Annotated in this window: 17 protein-coding genes; 4 read left to right on the forward strand and 13 right to left on the reverse strand. The window is 35.9% G+C overall.

Annotated elements, in window-relative coordinates:
• Positions 1-5: 5 nt before the first annotated feature.
• The 6 genes from C7J88_RS03420 to C7J88_RS03445 all read right to left on the reverse strand — a co-directional run bounded on the left by C7J88_RS03420 (position 6) and on the right by C7J88_RS03445 (position 6,540).
• A complete protein-coding gene (locus C7J88_RS03420; protein ID WP_095117216.1) occupies positions 6-797 on the reverse strand; it encodes a phosphotransferase family protein in 792 nt (263 codons plus the stop codon).
• A gap of 352 nt (positions 798-1,149) precedes the next feature.
• Positions 1,150-1,998, reverse strand: a complete 849-nt coding sequence (gene dat, locus C7J88_RS03425) for a D-amino-acid transaminase (RefSeq protein WP_095117218.1) — start codon at positions 1,996-1,998, stop codon at positions 1,150-1,152.
• Between the two features lie 2 nt (positions 1,999-2,000).
• The gene (gene pepV, locus C7J88_RS03430) at positions 2,001-3,410 is read right to left on the reverse strand and encodes a dipeptidase PepV (RefSeq protein ID WP_095117220.1); all 1,410 of its coding nucleotides are present in this window, start codon (positions 3,408-3,410) and stop codon (positions 2,001-2,003) included.
• 321 nt (positions 3,411-3,731) lie between these two features.
• On the reverse strand, positions 3,732-4,145 hold the full coding sequence (locus tag C7J88_RS03435; RefSeq protein ID WP_095117222.1) for a YtxH domain-containing protein: 414 nt from the start codon (positions 4,143-4,145) through the stop codon (positions 3,732-3,734).
• Positions 4,146-4,207: 62 nt separating this feature from the next.
• A complete protein-coding gene (locus C7J88_RS03440; protein WP_095117224.1) occupies positions 4,208-4,906 on the reverse strand; it encodes a pseudouridine synthase in 699 nt (232 codons plus the stop codon).
• The gene (locus C7J88_RS03445) at positions 4,906-6,540 is read right to left on the reverse strand and encodes a putative polysaccharide biosynthesis protein (protein WP_095117226.1); all 1,635 of its coding nucleotides are present in this window, start codon (positions 6,538-6,540) and stop codon (positions 4,906-4,908) included. Before C7J88_RS03445 ends, C7J88_RS03440 begins: the two co-directional genes overlap by 1 nt.
• Positions 6,541-6,655: 115 nt before the next feature.
• Here C7J88_RS03445 and C7J88_RS03450 point away from each other — a divergent pair, with 115 nt between their 5' ends.
• Positions 6,656-7,921: a BaiN/RdsA family NAD(P)/FAD-dependent oxidoreductase gene (locus C7J88_RS03450; RefSeq protein WP_095117228.1), complete on the forward strand. Its 1,266-nt coding sequence runs from the start codon at positions 6,656-6,658 to the stop codon at positions 7,919-7,921.
• 65 nt (positions 7,922-7,986) lie between these two features.
• On the opposite strand, the gene C7J88_RS03455 is transcribed toward C7J88_RS03450, so the two are convergent.
• The 3 genes from C7J88_RS03455 to C7J88_RS03465 all read right to left on the reverse strand — a co-directional run bounded on the left by C7J88_RS03455 (position 7,987) and on the right by C7J88_RS03465 (position 12,221).
• Complete coding sequence (locus tag C7J88_RS03455; protein ID WP_095117230.1) at positions 7,987-8,298, reverse strand: rhodanese-like domain-containing protein; 312 nt, start codon at positions 8,296-8,298, stop codon at positions 7,987-7,989.
• Positions 8,299-8,311: 13 nt separating this feature from the next.
• Positions 8,312-10,723 (reverse strand): leucine--tRNA ligase, encoded by a 2,412-nt coding sequence (gene leuS, locus C7J88_RS03460; RefSeq protein ID WP_095117232.1) that lies wholly within the window; start codon positions 10,721-10,723, stop codon positions 8,312-8,314.
• Between the two features lie 310 nt (positions 10,724-11,033).
• Entirely contained in the window at positions 11,034-12,221 is a 1,188-nt protein-coding gene (locus C7J88_RS03465; protein ID WP_095117234.1) for an MDR family MFS transporter, read from the reverse strand.
• A 106-nt stretch (positions 12,222-12,327) separates the two neighbouring features.
• Between C7J88_RS03465 and mnmL the strand changes: the two genes are divergently transcribed.
• The 3 genes from mnmL (at position 12,328) to C7J88_RS03480 (ending at position 15,344) form a co-directional block, all read left to right on the forward strand.
• Positions 12,328-13,281 (forward strand): tRNA modification radical SAM protein MnmL/YtqA, encoded by a 954-nt coding sequence (gene mnmL, locus C7J88_RS03470; RefSeq protein ID WP_095117237.1) that lies wholly within the window; start codon positions 12,328-12,330, stop codon positions 13,279-13,281.
• Positions 13,278-13,838, forward strand: a complete 561-nt coding sequence (mnmM, locus tag C7J88_RS03475; protein ID WP_095117239.1) for a tRNA 5-(aminomethyl)-2-thiouridylate-methyltransferase MnmM — start codon at positions 13,278-13,280, stop codon at positions 13,836-13,838. The genes mnmL and mnmM overlap by 4 nt, the downstream gene beginning before the upstream one ends.
• A 195-nt stretch (positions 13,839-14,033) precedes the next feature.
• The gene (locus C7J88_RS03480; protein WP_059108181.1) at positions 14,034-15,344 is read left to right on the forward strand and encodes an ISL3 family transposase; all 1,311 of its coding nucleotides are present in this window, start codon (positions 14,034-14,036) and stop codon (positions 15,342-15,344) included.
• Positions 15,345-15,689: 345 nt separating this feature from the next.
• Here C7J88_RS03480 and C7J88_RS03485 read toward each other — a convergent pair whose 3' ends face one another.
• From C7J88_RS03485 to C7J88_RS03500, 4 genes are all read right to left on the reverse strand, one after another.
• On the reverse strand, positions 15,690-16,097 hold the full coding sequence (locus C7J88_RS03485) for a transcriptional regulator, SarA/Rot family (RefSeq protein WP_095117241.1): 408 nt from the start codon (positions 16,095-16,097) through the stop codon (positions 15,690-15,692).
• A 325-nt stretch (positions 16,098-16,422) separates the two neighbouring features.
• Positions 16,423-16,794 carry a hypothetical protein gene (locus C7J88_RS03490; protein WP_095117243.1) on the reverse strand — a complete coding sequence of 124 codons (372 nt, stop codon included), beginning with the start codon at positions 16,792-16,794 and terminating at the stop codon, positions 16,423-16,425.
• Positions 16,795-16,943: 149 nt separating this feature from the next.
• Complete coding sequence (locus C7J88_RS03495; protein ID WP_095117245.1) at positions 16,944-17,894, reverse strand: L-lactate dehydrogenase; 951 nt, start codon at positions 17,892-17,894, stop codon at positions 16,944-16,946.
• A gap of 246 nt (positions 17,895-18,140) precedes the next feature.
• Positions 18,141-18,965 (reverse strand): alpha/beta fold hydrolase, encoded by an 825-nt coding sequence (locus tag C7J88_RS03500; RefSeq protein WP_095117247.1) that lies wholly within the window; start codon positions 18,963-18,965, stop codon positions 18,141-18,143.
• Positions 18,966-19,204: the final 239 nt, after the last annotated feature.

Genomic DNA, 19,204 nt, shown 5'->3' on the forward strand with positions numbered 1-19,204 from the left:
ACTCCTTATATGAATAAATTACTTTTCATGACATCGTTTAAAAATTCAAGCCATGTGTTCATTTCTTTAAAACGTTTATGTTCTTCACTCCACTGAATCATACCAATTGATTGAATCACCGTGTACCACTTCATGCGTTTGTTTAGATCTAATGTTTCTTTAACGCCATATGTCTCTAACCATTCCGCCCATTGACTCTCTGGAACATAGTTGTAAAGCAACATACCAATGTCAATTGCCCAATCTGCAATCATTGCACCTTCCCAATCAACAAGATATAGCTCGTCCTTGTCTGAGAGTAACCAGTTATTATGATTCACATCACCATGTACAACTGCGTAAAATCTCGGATCTAAGTTCGGAATATGATCTTCCAAATAAATCAATGCTTTACGAACAACATGATGTGTCAATACGTCTCTTGATAAAGACGCATTGATCTTATGCAACATAATTTCTGGTGTGATTGGTGACATCTCCATACGTTTTAACATTGTCAGTAATGGTTGGGAGCGATGGATTTTCTTTAACAAATGTGCCACTCGAGCTTGACCCATTTCATTCGCGTTGAGTTCTCTGCCATTTTTCCAGTGTTGTGCTGTAACCACTTCACCGGTTTCAATTCTTTTTGTCCAGACTAACTTCGGGACGATACCTTCTGCTGATAAGGCAGCGATAAATGGATTGGAATTCCTTTTCAAAAATAACTTCTGGCCATCCTGTTCAGCCATGTATGCTTCACCCGAAACACCACCCGCCGAATCCAATGTCCAACCTAACTGATAAAACTGCTCCACAACATGTTCACCTCGCTTTCAAAGAGAAAAGGGAGTGGGACAAAAATCTCATAATAATTATGAGATTTTCATGTCCCACCCCGGCATAAATCATGCATATCATATATTTCCACCCAATTGATATGACACGTTATTGCCCTCAGCCATAATGTAAAATCACTTCTCAATCATGGCATATTCATTTCTAATTTTTTATCCACGTACTATTTTTAGACTCATTAATAAGTGTATAGTTAATACGCTTTTTTTTCAACCAAAAATGAAACACAAAATGTGTCTTTTTACTTGAGTGTCAATTAGATATGTCATGAAACAGTCATATCTAATTAAGTTTTTCTTATTTCAAACGACATTAATACGAATGTGATTGAATGTAGCGATCAAATCCTTCTTGCAACTTGCGTGTAATTGGACCAACTTCACCATTATTGACAGGTTCACCATCAATTTTAACAACAGGCATTACTTCTGCAGATGTACTTGAGATGATCACTTCATCAGCATTTTTCAAAAACTCTAATGTAAACGGTGCTTCATTGAATGTAATGTTCTCATCATCACATATCCATTGAATCACACGGCGTGTAATTCCATTCAAGATAAGATTGTTTGCTGGATGCGTGTGAACAACACCATCTTTAATCGCAAACACGTTGCTTGATGCACCTTCTGTTACGACACCTTCACGATGCTGTACTGCTTCTTCGGCATTGTATTTTGTTGCGTATTCTTTCGCCAATACATTGCCTAATAAGTTCAGACTTTTAATATCGCAACGCAACCAACGAATATCTTCCGTTGTGACAATCGCCACACCATTTTGAAGTTCATCAAACGGACGTTCATATGCTTTTACAAATGCTGTAAAGACAGGATTAACAGACGGCGTTGGAAATGGATGATCTCTTGGTGCAACCCCTCTTGTAATTTGCATATAGACGCCACCGTCAGTCACACCATTTGCTTCAGCGAGCTTGCGTACTAATTCTGTCAATGATTCAACTGTATAATCAATATCTAGACCAATCTCAGCAGCACTTCTTAACAAGCGTTCAAAATGCTCTTTAGCTGTGAACAACTTATTGTCATATATGCGCACATATTCATAAATACCATCACCAAAATTGTAGCCTCTGTCATTAAAAGCTACCTTTGCCTCTTGCTCATCTACTAATACATCATTGAGTAAAACCTTTGTCATCCTCATCCCTCCACACAAATTGAATAAATTGCTTCTAAATAAATACTCGTCGCATTGAATAATTGTTTTTTTGTAATATATTCATTCTTTTGATGCATCAAGTCTTCTGAGTCATCAAACATCGCACCAAATGCCACACCTTTATCAAGGTTTCTTGCATATGTACCTCCACCGATTGTATATGATGGAGACATATCTCCAGTTTGATTACGATATGCTGTTAAAAGTTTTTGAATAAATGGATCACTTGGATCGACGAAATGCGGTACTTGAACTTTACCGATTTCCAGTTCAAAGCCTAATGTTTTAATGTCTTGTTCAAACTGACGAATCGCCGTTTCAAAGTCAAAGCCTTCTGGATAGCGTAGATTGATACCAAATGATCCACCTTGTGCTTTATCATATGTCAAAATACCAATATTTGTTGTAAGGTCTCCCATTTGATCAGTATGGTACTTCATTCCTATCTTTTCACCAAAATGAGAATCATAAAGGTAACGTTCACTGAATGCAGTCCAATTATGCGCTGTTTGATCTAAATGCAGTGTGTTAAGGAAATGTAATAAATATAGCCCTGCATTCACACCAATAGATGGATCCATACCGTGTACGGCTTTACCGTATACAGTTAATTTTAAAATACCATTTTCTACTTCATGATTTCCCGTTAAATGATGTTCGGATAAAAACGCTTCAAATTGTTGAATCGTGTGTGTCATGTTCTCTTTAACCAACAAGTCAGCCTTCGCTTCATCCGGCACCATATTATAACGTTCACCTGCATTAAAGAGATGTAATTCAATTTCAGGTTCATCATCATCTTGCGCTAACGTCGTTTGTTTAATATCAAATGTTGTAATCCCTTTTTCACCATGAATGAGCGGAAATTCTGCATCTGGAGCAATACCAATTGATGGCATTTCTTCCGTTTCAAAATAGCGATCCGTACACTTCCAATCAGATTCTTCATCTGTTCCAATAATAATATGAATACGTTTTTTCCAATCAACCTTCATATCATTTAATATTTTGACTGCATAATATGCAGCAATTGTAGGACCTTTGTCATCCAAAGTTCCTCGAGCAATCACGCGATCATCGGTTACAACAGGTGTGAATGGATCTGAATCCCAACCATCTCCAGCAGGTACTACGTCAACATGGCCAAGAATTCCAAATAAATCTTCACCTTTCCCTACCTCAATTCGCCCTGCTAAGTGATCTGTATCAAACGTATCGAAACCGTCACGTTCAGCTAGTTGGTACATATATTCTAATGCTGCCTTAGGGCCCGGGCCGACTGGCGCATCTGCTGTCGCTTCATCGTCATTTCTCACTGATGGGATTGCGAGTAACCCCGTTAAGTCTTCGATCATTTGATCTTCATATTCTTTAACTTTTTCTCTCCACATATGTCTCAGCTTCCTTCTAAACGAGTTGTAACCTTCATTTTACATGATTTTAATGAGAAACAACAGTAAAAATACATAACATGTGTCAATTTTCTGACAAATTATTTGTTTCTATATCATAATATTGATACATAAAAAAGGGAGTGGGACAGAAATCTTTGCCACTATAAAAGATTTCGTCGTCCCACCCCGACAAGGGTGACTATAAGTAAAAAAAGTTTTTAAAAAAGTATTTTCACTTCAGATATTTACTGCCATTATACTGATTTCTATATTCAAAAGGAAAGGGCTGATCACTATGTCTCAGCCCCAATTCTTTTATTATTTCTCTACATTTTCTTCTTTATTCTTCAAAACTTCTTTTGTTGATTCATTTAAGTTTTGTGAAACATCTCCGCCACCTTCAGAAACAAAGTCAGCTTCGTTTACTTCTGTCTTATCATTTTCATCTAACAATTGTGCTTTCTTGTCGTTGATGAAAGCTGTTGGGTCTTCTTTGATTGTTTCAACATAAGCTTTCGGATCTTCTTTTACTTTGTTAATTTCTTCAGTTGCTAAAGAACTGATTTTTGTTACTTTTTCTTGAGCAAGCTGCTTATATTCTTCAGGATTTTCTTTATACTGATCATATGTTTCTTTTACTTTCGTACGGCGTTCTTTATTAGAAAGAACCACTGCTGTAACTGCAGCGCCTATTCCAATTGCTGCTTTTAATACATTTTTTGAATTTGCCATATTTATCACCTCTATTGTTTCCATCTGTATTCCCTACGGATGATAATGTTAAACATTTCTTATTAATGATTTTTAAAAAGATTAATTTCCGAGTTTGTCAATTTTCGATATTCACCCGTTTTCAACCGATGATCTAATTCTAACGGACCGATTGCATCCCTTTTCAAATAAACTACTTCATTATCAACTGCATGAAACATGCGCTTTACTTGGTGATATTTCCCTTCACAAATCGTCACTCGTGCATGATTGTTGGGCACCAATATTTCAAGTTGCGCTGGTTGTAATAACCCTTCCGTCAATCGAATGCCTTGTTCAAATGTCTCAACAGCATCTTCTCGGACAGGATGTGCTAACTCTGCATAGTAGCGCTTAGTTACATATTTATGTGGACTCATAATACGATGATTAAAGTCACCATCATTTGTAATTAGTAATAACCCTTCCGTGTCTTTATCAAGACGGCCTACTGGAAATAAGTCAAGATGATCATATTCTTCAATCAAATCGATAACAGTTTGATGCACGTCATCTTCCGTTGCAGATATGACGCCAGCCGGTTTATTCAGCATAAGATACACATAGGGTTCATAATCAATCTGTTGACCTCCAACACAAACACGATCTTGTTCGGGATTCATTTGCAGTTTTGCCGACTTTATCTTTTCATCATTTAAAGTAACGAGCCCTTTTTTTAATAAATTTTTAACTTCTGTACGTGTTCCAACACCCATATTGGCTAAAAACTTATCAATTCGCATTATGCAATACCTAACTTTCTTCTGATCTTATTAGCTGTCTCTCCAAGAAACTTATCTGCAAGTCGTGTTTTGAATGTCAATGCTGTATAAACGATAACACCGACAATTGCACATACAACAGTGATGATAAGTGCCCCACTTTGACTTGCTGGAGAAATGATATGTTGTAAACCAAAGTAAACCGCTTCAACAATAATCATCATAATAAAACCACAAATCAATATTTTTCCGACATCATAAAGTGTTCCAGAAATGCGATATCCTGCATATTTCTTCAATACTAACAAGCTTGCTATAATCGCAAATGACAATGCGATTGCTGTGCTCAAGATTGCTCCTGCTGTATGGAACATTACGATTAATGGATGATTTAATAAAAGTTTTAACAATACAGCACCTAAAATAATGAAGACTGTCAATTTCTGTTTATTAATGCCTTGTAACATCGATGCAATCACACTGATTAATGAAATCAAGATTGCAACAGGGGCATATATGAAGAGTAATCGACTACCATCAATACTGTACTCATAAAAGACCGTGTACAATGGGACAGCGAGCGACATAATTCCTAAACTAGCTGGTACTGTAATAAACATTAAAACACCGATAGATGTTTGGATTTGCTTGTGCATTTCCTTATAGTTGCCCTCTTCATACGTCTTTGTAATAAATGGGATCAAACTAATGGCAAATCCCGCAGCTAAAGATGTTGGAATCATCACGATTTTGTTCGTTGTCATATTTAAAATTGTAAAGAACATGTCTTGCATACGATGTGAAACACCTGCAATATCCAATGCATTGTTATGTGTTAGTTGATCCACAATCATAAACAATGGGTAGTTCAAACTTACAATAACAAATGGAATACTATATGAAATGATTTCTTTGTACATATCTTTATACGAAACATCAATTCCAGTCATATCAGAAGCAACCATTTCTTGAATTCCTTTACGACGTTTTATCCAATACCACCATAGCGTAAGGATTGCTGCAATCGCACCAATCGCCGCACCGAATGTTGCAATACCATTTGCCAATAACATGGAACCGTCAAACACATTTAATACTAAATAACTACCTACTAAAATAAAGATAATACGGGCAATTTGTTCAATGACTTCTGAAACTGCGGTAGGCCCCATAGATTTATAACCTTGGAATACACCACGCCATGTTGCAAGGATTGGAATAAAGATAACAACAAAACTAATCGTACGAATCACACTCGTAATCTGATCAGCTGTCCAACCAGCATTTTGATCGGTATTATTTGCAATGGTAATGGATGCAATCGTTGGTGACAAAGCATACAACATGGCAAATCCGATAACACCGGTAATTCCCATCACAACAAAACTGGATTTATATAATTTTTGACTGACGCGATAAGCGCCTAATGCATTATATTTTGCGACATATTTGGAAGCTGCTAACGGGACACCCGCTGTTGCAACAGCAATCGCAATATTATATGGGCCGTATGCATAGTTATATGGTGCCAAATTATCAGCACCACCTATGATACGATAAAACGGAATGACATAGAGAATGCCAAGTATTTTTGTAATTAAAATACTGATCGTTAATAGAAACGTCCCCCGTACTAACTCCTTATTTTCACTCATAAAATCATCAACCTACTTTTGAATTTTTTAGTTCTTTCTGCATAACAACACAATTATACACATAATCTGATTATGTTAAAATTAAAATATATAAAATCGAAGGAGAATTCCATACATGTATCAAACAATCGTTATTGGCGGTGGTCCTAGTGGTATTATGGCCGCAATTTCTGCCAGTCAAAACAAACAGAGTGTTTTATTAATTGAAAAGAAAAAAGGGCTTGGACGAAAATTAAAAATTTCAGGCGGTGGACGTTGTAATGTGACTAACAATCTACCTTATGCGGAAATTATCCAAAACATTCCAGGTAATGGAAAGTTTTTGTATAGTCCTTTTTCACTTTTTGATAATCAGTCTATTATTGAATTTTTTGAATCGCGTGGACTAAAACTTAAAGAAGAAGATCACGGACGCATGTTTCCAATCACTGACAAATCTCAAGACGTATTAGACATTTTAATTGCAGAAATGAAAAAACAACAAGTCGTCGTTATCGAAAATAGTCCTGTCACATCTGTCGATTTTTCCGATGGCTCTTATACAGTTAAGCTAGATGATGGCAAAACACACCATGCTAAAACTGTCGTTATTGCAACAGGTGGTACGAGTGTACCGCATACTGGTTCTACTGGAGATGGTTATCAATTTGCCAAATCTTTTGGTCATACGATTACTGACTTATTTCCAACTGAAGTGCCAATCAAATCTAATGAACCTTTTATCAAGTCACAAACATTAAAAGGATTGAGCCTAAAAGATGTAGGACTTTCCGTTCTTAGAAAAAACGGCAAAAAACGTATTACGCATCAAATGGACATGCTATTCACCCACTTTGGCATCAGTGGACCAGCTGCACTTAGATGCAGTCAGTTTATTTACAAAGAACAACAGCAACAAAAGCGACAAGATATTCAAATGCAACTCGATGCTTTCCCTTCAATGAACGAAGAACAACTCAAACAAAAAATCATATCTTTATTGAAAGAACAACCCGATAAAATTATTAAAAACGCTCTTAAAGGACTTATTGAGTCACGATATTTACATTTCATCATTGAACAAGCGAACATTGACTTAGAAACAACATATCATCATCTAAGTATGCAACAAATCAACCAATTAGCACATCTCTTCAAAGCTTTTACATTCACAGTAAATGGAACACTTCCATTAGAAAAAGCTTTCGTAACAGGCGGGGGTGTTTCAATTAAAGAAATTGTACCGACAACGATGTCTTCAAAATTACAAGACGGTTTATTTTTATGTGGTGAAGTGCTTGATATACATGGATATACAGGTGGCTATAACATTACAAGTGCATTGGTGACTGGCTATGTTGCTGGATATTATGCAGGACAGTTCGAACCCATAACAACATAAGACCCTAAAAATAAGAGAATGCACATCGAGTTGATGTACATTCTCTTTTTAATTATATTCGGGTATTAAATTCCGCCGTATGTTAAACCACCGTCGCCCCATGCTTTCATGCCGCCTTCAACATTGACTGCATCGATATTGTGATCTGTTAAATAATCAACTACTCTCGCACTTCTTGCACCAGCAGCACAAACAATATAATACGTTTTGTTTGTATCGAATTCATCTAAATGATTTGGCACTTCTTGCATTGGAATATGTTTAGCGTTAGGAATCATTCCAAGCGCAACCTCTTCGTCTTCTCGCACATCAACAACATGAACAGGTTCATTGCTTAATAACATCTCTTTTAGTTGTTCCATTGGAATCTCTTTCATCGTCTCACTCCTATTATTTCGCAACAATATTGACTAATTTTTGTGGTACAGCAATGACTTTCTTAATCTCTTTGCCTTCTAAGTTTGCTTGAATATTTTCATCTGCCAATGCGATACGTTCCATTTCTTCTCTAGACGTATCTTTTGAAATCTCAAGTTTCGCTCGTACTTTACCATTGATTTGTACAACAATTTCAACATTATCTGCTTGTAACAATGCTTCATCAAATGTAGGCCATGGTTGGTACGTAATTGTACTTTCATGTCCTAAAATAGACCACAATTCTTCACCGATATGTGGCGCAATTGGTGCAATCATTTTCACAAAGCCTTCAACATATACACGGTTAATCGCATCTGCTTTGTATCCTTCATTAATAAATACCATCAATTGGCTAATTGCTGTATTGAAGTTCAATGTCTCAAAGTCTTCTGTGACCTTCTTAACTGTTTGATGATACACTTGTTCTAATTTTGGCGTTGCTTCATCCACTACTTTGTCAGATAGCTTATGATCTTCTGTAACGAATAAGCGCCAAATACGATCTAAGAATCGACGTGCTCCATCTAATCCTGTTTCACTCCATGCAATTGAAGCATCGAGTGGTCCCATGAACATTTCATATAGGCGCAATGTATCTGCACCATGTGATGCAACGATTTCATCAGGGTTTACAACATTACCTTTAGATTTACTCATTTTTTCATTACCTTCACCAAGAATCATACCTTGGTTGAATAATTTTTGGAAAGGTTCTTTTGTCGGTACAACACCTAAATCATATAATACTTTGTGCCAGAAACGTGCGTATAACAAGTGAAGTACGGCGTGTTCAACACCACCGATATAGAGATCAACAGGCAACCAATGTTTTAATTTTTCAGGATCTGCAAGCATTTGATCGTTTTTCGGATCAATATAGCGCAAGTAATACCAGCAGCTACCTGCCCATTGTGGCATCGTATTTGTTTCACGGCGTCCCTTCATACCAGTCTTTTCATCGACAACATTTACAAATTCTTCACTGTTCGCAAGTGGTGATTCACCCGTACCTGATGGCTTGATTTGATCCATTTTTGGTAACAATAATGGTAATTCAGATTCAGGAACAGTTGTCATAGAACCATCTTCCCAGTGAATAACTGGAATTGGTTCACCCCAATAACGTTGACGACTGAATAACCAATCACGTAGTTTATAGTTAACCTTACGCTCGCCAGCACCTTTTTCTTCTAAAATTGCAATGGCTTTTTCGATTGCTTCAGCATTATTCAATCCATCTAAGTCACCTGAATTCACATGACGACCGTCTCCTGTATAAACAGGCGTATCTTCTTCGTGTTCAATAACATTTACAACGTCTAAGTTAAATGTTTCAGCGAATTCATAGTCACGTTCATCATGACCCGGTACTGCCATCACAGCACCTGTACCGTATGATGCAAGCACGTAATCAGCAATCCATACAGGAATTTGTGCACCAGATAATGGATGTACTGCATAAGCACCTGTGAATACACCTGTTTTTTCTTTTGCTAAGTCAGTACGCTCTAAGTCAGATTTTTTAGCTGCTTCTTGTTGGTAGGCACGCACTTTTTCAATTTGTTCTTCAGTTGTAATCTCATCAACAAGATGATGCTCTGGACTTAATACGATAAATGTCGCACCGTATAATGTATCAGGACGTGTTGTAAATACTTCTACATTTTCATTTGTTGATGCAATATCAAAGCGAACACGAGCACCTTCAGAACGACCAATCCAGTTACGTTGCATATCTTTGATTGATTCTGGCCAATCTAATTCTTCCAAGTCTTCCAATAAGCGGTCTGCATACTCTGTGATTTTTAATACCCATTGCTTCATTGGACGACGAACAACTGGATGTCCACCACGTTCAGATACGCCATCAATCACTTCTTCGTTTGATAAAACCGTTCCAAGAGCTTCACACCAGTTTACTGGAATTTCATCAATATATGCTAAACCTTTTTTATAAAGTTGAATAAAAATCCATTGCGTCCACTTGTAATATTCAGGATCTGTTGTACTCACTTCTCTATCCCAGTCGTAGCTAAATCCAAGTTCTTGAATTTGACGTTTGAATGTTTGAATATTGGCTTTTGTAAATTCAGCCGGATCATTCCCAGTATCTAGGGCATATTGTTCTGCTGGTAAACCGAATGCATCCCAGCCCATTGGGTGTAAAACATTGTAACCTTGCATACGCTTATAACGAGAAATAATATCCGTTGCTGTATAACCTTCAGGATGACCTACGTGCAGTCCAGCACCAGAAGGATACGGGAACATATCTAAGGCGTAAAACTTCTTTTGTCCTAAGTTATCTTCTGTTTTAAACGTTTTATTTTCTAACCAATATTGTTGCCACTTCTTTTCAATTTGCTTATGATCGTAATTCACAGCATAGACCTCCTAAAATACAAAAAACATCTCAAACTACTGTTATTCTTCAAAGGGACGACATAATAGCCGCGGTACCACCCTCATTCACATATGTGCACTTCATTTTAAATAGTTGAGATGTTTGATTATTTATTTTTTATTAGATGGCAAGTTCATTTAATCGTAAACGTTAGTTCACACCACCACTAACTCTCTGCTGATTACTTATTAAATTACTACTCCGTTATTTAACAATTAATATATTGACTATATTACCTTCTATAATAGGCAATTTAACGCATTGTTGCAAGTATAAAATATGACATCTTTAGGAAAGCTCTTTAGCATTGCGATCCCGAATACCACGATCAAAAACTGATAAAAAGATACCTGCAATCAATAATAATCCAATCATTGATAGAAACATCGTCTGCATATCAAAATAGTCGACGATTAAGCCACCAAGTAATGGCCCAAGTGCTTTACCTACTGTTGAAGCGGCATTAACAATTCCTTGATATACACCGTTTCTTCCAATAGGTGCCAACTGATCTGCAATCGTTGGAACAGCTGGCCAAATGAACATCTCTGCAAAGGTCATTACGACCATACCAATGACAAAAATTGAAAATGACATCGCAAAACTAGTGATAAAAAATGACACAATCAAAATGCACAATCCAACATAAAGTTGTTTTTTCATCTGTCCTTTTAACAATTGAATCATCGGTGCAATCAATGGTTGGCCTAATAATATCATCACCCCATTAATCGTCCATAACAAACTGTACTGTGGCATGGAAATGCCGATTTGTTGTGTGAAAGATGCAATAGTCGTTTGCCATTGAACGTAAGCAATCCAACAGAACGCAAACATAACACATAACAAAATTAATGCACTGAATTTCTTTTTATCTTGTATCGATGTAACATCATCTAACAATTGTGATTGCTTAACTTTCGCTTCATATGTCACGTTAAATTTAAATACTGCAATAGTAAAAAAGGCGACATACATTAATAAGTTAGCGAGAAATATGTAATCAAAACTAAAGTTTGCTACAATACCACCCAGCGCTGCACCAAGTGCGACTCCGATGTTTTGTGCTAAATAGATTGCATTGAATGTTTTGCGACCACCTTGTGGCCATACCGCGCCTGCCATCGCATATATCGCAGGAATAATCATACCTCCACCAAATCCTAACATAATCAACCAAATCGCATACCATGGCCAACCATGAAAAAAGTTCAACAACACCGTGGCCACTAAACTAAAGATTGTTCCAATCATGATTGTGCGATAACCACCTAGTCGGTCAAACATAGATCCTCCAAGAAGATTACCACCAATCATTCCGATTGAATTGATCATCAGCACAAGTCCTGCTGTACTGAGTGACTTATCCAACTCCTGTGCCATATATATCGTATTTAATGGCCATAAAAAACTGGCCCCTGTAATATTGATTGCCATACCGATTACTAGCCACCAAATTGCACTTGGCATCCGCATCGAAATCCCTCTTTCTCTTTAAGTCTCATGCACCAATATAACATGACATGCAAAAATATGGTAAAATCTTTGAATATATTGTCATAACATAGAAGGGACGAGACACATGGGAACAGTATTTCCTTATGCTTTTGAAAACAAACGTTATCATACATTAAACTACCATCTAAAAAATCAATTTGGACAAAAAATCTTTAAAGTGGCACTTGATGGCGGATTTGATTGCCCGAACCGTGATGGAACAGTGGCACACGGTGGATGTACATTTTGCTCAGCTGCGGGAAGTGGTGATTTTGCAGGCAACCGTGCAGATACAATTCCTGTGCAATTCCAAGAAATCAAATCTCGTATGCACGAAAAGTGGCATGAAGGGAAATATATCGCTTATTTTCAAGCATTTACAAATACACATGCACCCGTAGAAGTATTGCGTGAAAAATTTGAAGCGGCTTTACAGGAAGAAGGTGTTGTTGGACTTTCAATTGGTACACGTCCCGATTGTTTACCAGATGATGTCGTTGAATACCTTGCAGAACTGAATGAACGTACCTATTTATGGGTAGAGCTAGGCCTTCAAACTGTACATCAAACAACATCAGATCTTATCAATCGTGCACATGATATGGACGTCTATTATGAAGGTGTTGCAAAATTACGTAAGCATGGCATACGTGTGTGCAGTCATATCATTAACGGTTTACCAGGTGAAGATTACGATATGATGATGGAGACGGCAAAAGCAGTCGCAGATATGGACGTGCAAGGTATTAAAATTCACTTGCTACACTTACTTAAAGGGACGCCGATGGTGAAGCAATATGATAAAGGTTTACTGCAATTTATGACTAAGGAAGAATATATCAACTTAGTATGTGATCAACTAGAAATATTGCCCCCTAAAATGATTGTACATCGCATTACTGGTGATGGCCCTATCGACTTGATGGTTGGACCGATGTGGAGTGTAAACAAATGGGAAGTACTCAATGATATCGATGCAGAACTTGAACGTCGTGGCACAGTACAAGGTGCTCGATATGCAACAGAGGTATTAAAATGATTGTACAACGCATCTTACCATTTGCAAAAGACTTAATATCATCACATATTCACCCAACTAGTACTGTCATTGATGCGACATGTGGTAACGGGCATGATACAGTTTTTCTTGCGCAATCTGTACCCGATGGTCATGTGTATGGCTGTGATATACAATCATCTGCCATTGCTTCGACAAAAGATAAAATATTGAGATTTGAAAATGTATCACTGTTCCAAACAGGTCATGAAAACATTATCAATCAGATAACACCTGAACACCTAGCACAACTTGATGCCGCTATTTTTAACTTAGGTTATTTGCCTAAAGGTGACAAATCGATAGTAACACAGCCCGAAACAACGATATTAGCGATTGAAAACATTTTTAAACATTTACGAGAAGAAGGCATTATTGTCATCGTGATATATCCAGGTCATCCAGAAGGAAAATATGAAAGCGAACAACTCTATCAGTTTTTTAAAAACTTTGATCAACAGCAAGCTCATATTTTACAATACGGATTTTTGAACCAACAAAACAACCCTCCCTATGTTGTAGCTATCGAAAAAAGATAAAAAACCGGCGAGATACCTTATGAATATCTCGCCGGTTTTTTATTTTTATAGGGTCTTAATCTTTTGTGGTGGGATGGCATGAAATGCTATCCCGCCTTTTTTATGTTTTAAATCATTTGGATACAAAAAAAGCGCTCACGCCTCTATAATTTTAAGTGACTAAACAAAAAAATAAAGAGGAGACATGATGCGCCTATGTGTAATGATATATTAAAACTACTAAAAATAAAAGATGAAAATATTCAAGTTCTTAAGGTGGAAGAAGATGTAGAAGTGCGTGGTCGGCTTTCTACGGTTGTTTATGGAACACTTTCTTATACACCCAAAGCTTGTATGAAGTGTGGTTGTGTCAATGATGGGCAAATCCATAAGCATGGTAAACGCGTTTCGCGTTTAACACTATTAAAATCTCAAGAATCCAATGTTTATCTTAATTTAGCGAAAGAACGCTTTAAGTGTCTACATTGTTTAAAGACTTTTACGGCTCAAACAAACATTGTTGATAGTAACTGCTTTATTACCAACCGTGTGAAATTAGCGATTCAGGATAAACTCACACGTGTACAGTGTGAGATAGATATCGCTCATGATTGTAGTGTTTCACCGAGTACAGTTAAAAGATGTATTCATCAACTCTCACAATCATTAATAGTCAAACCTTCATCTGGATTGCCAAAACATATCTCCATAGATGAGTTTAAAAGCGTTAAGAACGTGACAACAGCGATGAGTTTTTTGTTTATAGATAATGAAACGAATCAGATTATTGATATCTTAGAAGATAGACGTATTCATAAACTCAAAGAGTACTTCTATCGCTTTGATCGACGTGAACGATTAGCTGTTAAAACTGTAACTGCTGATATGTATGAACCATACATCAACTTCATTCATGAAGTATTTCCAAATGCGATTTTGATCTTTGATCGCTTTCACATTGTTCAGCACCTTAATCGTGAATTAAATAAGCAACGTATTTCTGTAATGAATGCTTATCGCTATCGATCATCAACAGATTACACGAAAATGAAAAAGCACTGGAAACTCTTTCTTTCTGACAGGCAGGATATTAATAGTTATGAATACTTTTGGTCGAAGTCTTTCAAAACGTACACAACATCAAGAGATGTTTTAACATATCTACTAAGTCTTGATCAGCAGCTCTATGACACTTATATGTTAGTTCATCAACTTCGTGAAGCATTGAAACAATGTGACTGGTTACGTTTCAAAGAAACTTTAATGGGTGTCGAAAAGAAGCATGTATCACGTGGTGTTTGGCGTATCATTCGATTCTATAAGAAATACGAGTATGTCCTTTACTCAACAATCAAGTACCCGAAGTTTAACAATGGAGCGATTGAAGGTATCAATAATAAAATTAAGCTTATTAAACGTGTATCATATGGCTATCGCAACTTTAATAACTTTAAAGCGAGAATACTCATCATTTTTAAGCTGTATCAACGTTCTAAAAAGCAAGAGCTATTAAGCTGTGTTGCATAAAGATTACCTCGTAACTTAACATGTCACAAACGCTCATATAACTGTATGGTGTAAAATCATTTCTAATACGAGACGCCTAAGGCAACAAGCCGAACTGAAAATCCATTTTGGCTTCACTTATTCAATAAAGCCAAAATTAGTTGAAGTGAGGCGCCTTGGCAAGTGAGTATTAAAGAAATGATAGTACTCAAAAAGCGTACAATTAATGAATAACTGTACGCTTAAATGAATGTAGTGATTACTACGTGTTATGATTAAGTTAAATATAAAATTAGTTACTTTTAATTATCTGCCCACCACAAAAGATGGACATCCTTTTTATATCTACTTAAAATTTTAATCGAATCACACATGTGCCATCTGCATAATTTGATTAAAATTTTGGCTCATCGACTTTTGATGATTTTTAATTTCTGAGACAATGAGAGAAAGCAGTTCTCTCTTTTTCTCTTGCATGTCTTCATTAGAATAAATCATGACTGTACGCTCATCATTTTCAGGTCGTTCTTTATGAATCCATCTTTGATTCACTAAGTGATTATAAGTTCTTGAGCGCTTATAAGATTTGATTGGAACAAAATAATCCATCTCTTTCAATGTCATATCGCCCTTTTCCCATATCGTCAGCAATATTAACAACTCTTCTTTTGTCAGCTCATATTTTTCTGCAATCGTTGTGAAAACAGATTCAATTTCAGATTGTAATGAAAATAATGCTTGTATACCACTTTTTTCTGCTTTATGGTCCTTCATGAAATACGCTCCCATCTCGTAAAAATAATCATCACTTACTATTTACCCAAGAAAACACCATTAAAACCAAAATTAACTTGTACACTGTAAAAAAATAATTTTTAATGACTATCGAATGATGTAAGTTGTTAAAATAATATTAAATTAACTTCAAATCTATTTTGAATGATGCGACTGAGATAATATTTAAAATGGTTATCATACTGTCTAGTCGTATATGAAAAAGAACAAAGCTATTATTAAGAAAAAAGGCACAAACATTTCAGTTTGTACCCCAAAAAGTGCTTTATAGTATTATGTTTTATTTGTAAACCCAATGATTAATTTAATAAATTCGATCTTCAAGTTCAAGCGTATCAATATAGTTAACTCTATTTTGCGACTTATTTAATCTAATATTTTTGCCAACATATTCTGAGTTATTAATAATATCACCAGTGAAATAATATCTACCATTGTGAATTCTTTGTAGTCCTGTTAAATTAGCTTCCAAAACAATTCGATCATTATAAACAACAAATATACGATCAATTTGAAATACTCTGCTAGGATTCAAAGACCAAAAACCACGAGCTGCCTCATAAATTTGTTCATCAGATAAATCAGGACTGTAACCTATATAGTTTCTCCCTAGTTCATCAGTCTCTTCGAAATAGCGTCTATCTTGAATTTGAATTACTAAAGTTTCATTCTTCATTTTATGACCTCCTCTTTAATTTAAATAAAGTATATCATATACTTTTATAAAAGTAAAGGGTTTGTTTTCATAAAGTTAAAATTATACTTTCGGTTTTTCAAAATAAAAAAGCTAGGAAGAATCTCCCAGCTTTTTGTACTATTCGAATGTTAGAATAAATGACTAATTGAGTCTTGCATGTCTTTAAGGATTTTAGAAGATTTTTCAAATTTTGCTTGTTCATCTTCATTTAATGGTGTTTCGATGATACGAACTGCACCATCTCCATTCACTACTGTCGGCACACCAGTGTATACACCATCAACACCGTATTCACCTTCTAAATAACTAGATACAGTTAATACAGCGTTTTGGTTGCGTAAGATTGCTTTAGAGATGTGCATTAATCCCATTGCAACACCGTAGTATGTTGCACCTTTTGCTTTGATAATATCGTAAGCGGCATCACGTGTATTCACATAGATGTCTTCAATAAGATGTTCTTTTTCAGGATCATTTTTTAATAAATCATATAATGGTTGGCCTGCAATTGTTGCGCTTGACCATACTGGTACTTCTGAGTCACCATGCTCACCGATAATATTTGCATGTACACTTGTTGGTGCAACATCAAATACTTCACTTAATAAGTGTTTGAAACGTGCTGTATCTAAGATTGTACCTGAACCAATGACTTTGTGTTTTGGTAAACCTGAGTATTTTAAAGTGACATATGTTAAAACGTCTACTGGATTTGCTGCAACTAAGAAGATACCGTCAAAACCGCTTTCCATAATAGGTGTGATGATACCTTTGTAGATTTTAGCATTTTTTTCAACTAAGTCTAAACGTGTTTCTCCAACTTTTTGAGGTGCACCTGCACAGATAACGATTAAGTCTGCATCGCCACAGTCTGAATATTGTCCAGCTTTTACTTTAACAGGTGACATTGCATAAGGCGCACCATGATTTAAGTCAAGTACATCACCTAATACTTTATCTTCGTTAATGTCGATGATAACTAATTCGTCTGCTACACCTTGACTCACCATTGTATATGCGTAACTTGCACCTACTGCACCGTTACCTACTAATACTACTTTATTACCGTTTTTCGCCATGAAGTTTCTCTCCAATCTATCTATTTAAAAGTATTGTTCTCAACGTAATGTGAAGCATTTCACATTTATAATTTAACACGCTTTTTATTTAACTTCAAGTAGAAACAATTTTTATAGAATTAAATTAAAATTTCGTGTCACTTAATTGTTGGAATTAGTGAGTAATTACAATAATAGATTGTGTTTTTTACTTTATTTTTTGGCGTTTTAATTCCATGCATTTCCGCTAAGCTTTTGTTTGAAATACTAAGTCAATGAATTTTCATCTTCTACTAAGAAACCAACTGTAAAAACATGGTTATTCAAGAAGCTTAAAATGTAACGCATAACAGCTTCTCTCTGTGGCTCATTGTGAACTTCATGCGCAAGACCGTGCCAAGCTTTAAAGTATAATTCATCATGATCAATGACTGATACAAGTTGTTGCGTAACATCCACGTCTGTCACACGATCTTCTGTTCCATACATCAAACAGAGTGGGACTGACTTCATATTTTGAATATTGTCTGTTGTCTCTTTCATATGTTTAAGCACTTCTTGATACCAGTGGTAACTTACTTTTTTTAACATTAATGCATCATTTAATGTATCTTCTTGAACTTCTTTATTAGATGTTAAGTCTTCTACTTCAAATCCTAAATCAAATTTTGCTGACTTTGACACATCACCGATATGAGAGGATAAAATATTTTTACGTGTGTGCGCATTATTTTGAAACGCTAAAAGCGGCGCAATTAAGACAAGCCCTTCAATACCTAAATCGACCTTCTCGAGTAAATTCATTGATATTAACCCTCCGAGTCCAACACCAATCATAAATATTGGAAGATGATATCCTTCTGCAATTTTTAACCACTCTAAAACAGACTCGTGGTAAAGTTCAAAACTTTCGACTTGTCCTTTGTTCATTCTTGAAGTTTGACCTTGACCGGGTAAATCCCCCATGATGACGTGATATCCATTCCGTCTTAAATGTGTGATGACATAGGCATATCTTCCTGTATGTTCTAAAATATTATGAACAATGACGACGACACCCTTTGCTTCACTTACTGTTTCCCATTTCCACATAATATACCTAACCTTCCTTGCTTAACGCTTTACATGTTATTATATCCTGACAAACTATATAAATGCTAATATTTATCATAAGCTTTTAGAGAAATCTTCCCTTTAAAATACTGTAAATCAGTATCGTAAAAAACAATTTAGCGTATCACAACAATCTATAATATGAAGCAATTAATAATTGTTAATGCGCTAATTCACCCCCACAACCTAATTCACTCCGATTATTACGTTTTATATAA

It is taken from the genome of Staphylococcus muscae, from assembly GCF_003019275.1.
Lineage (GTDB): Bacteria > Bacillota > Bacilli > Staphylococcales > Staphylococcaceae > Staphylococcus > Staphylococcus muscae.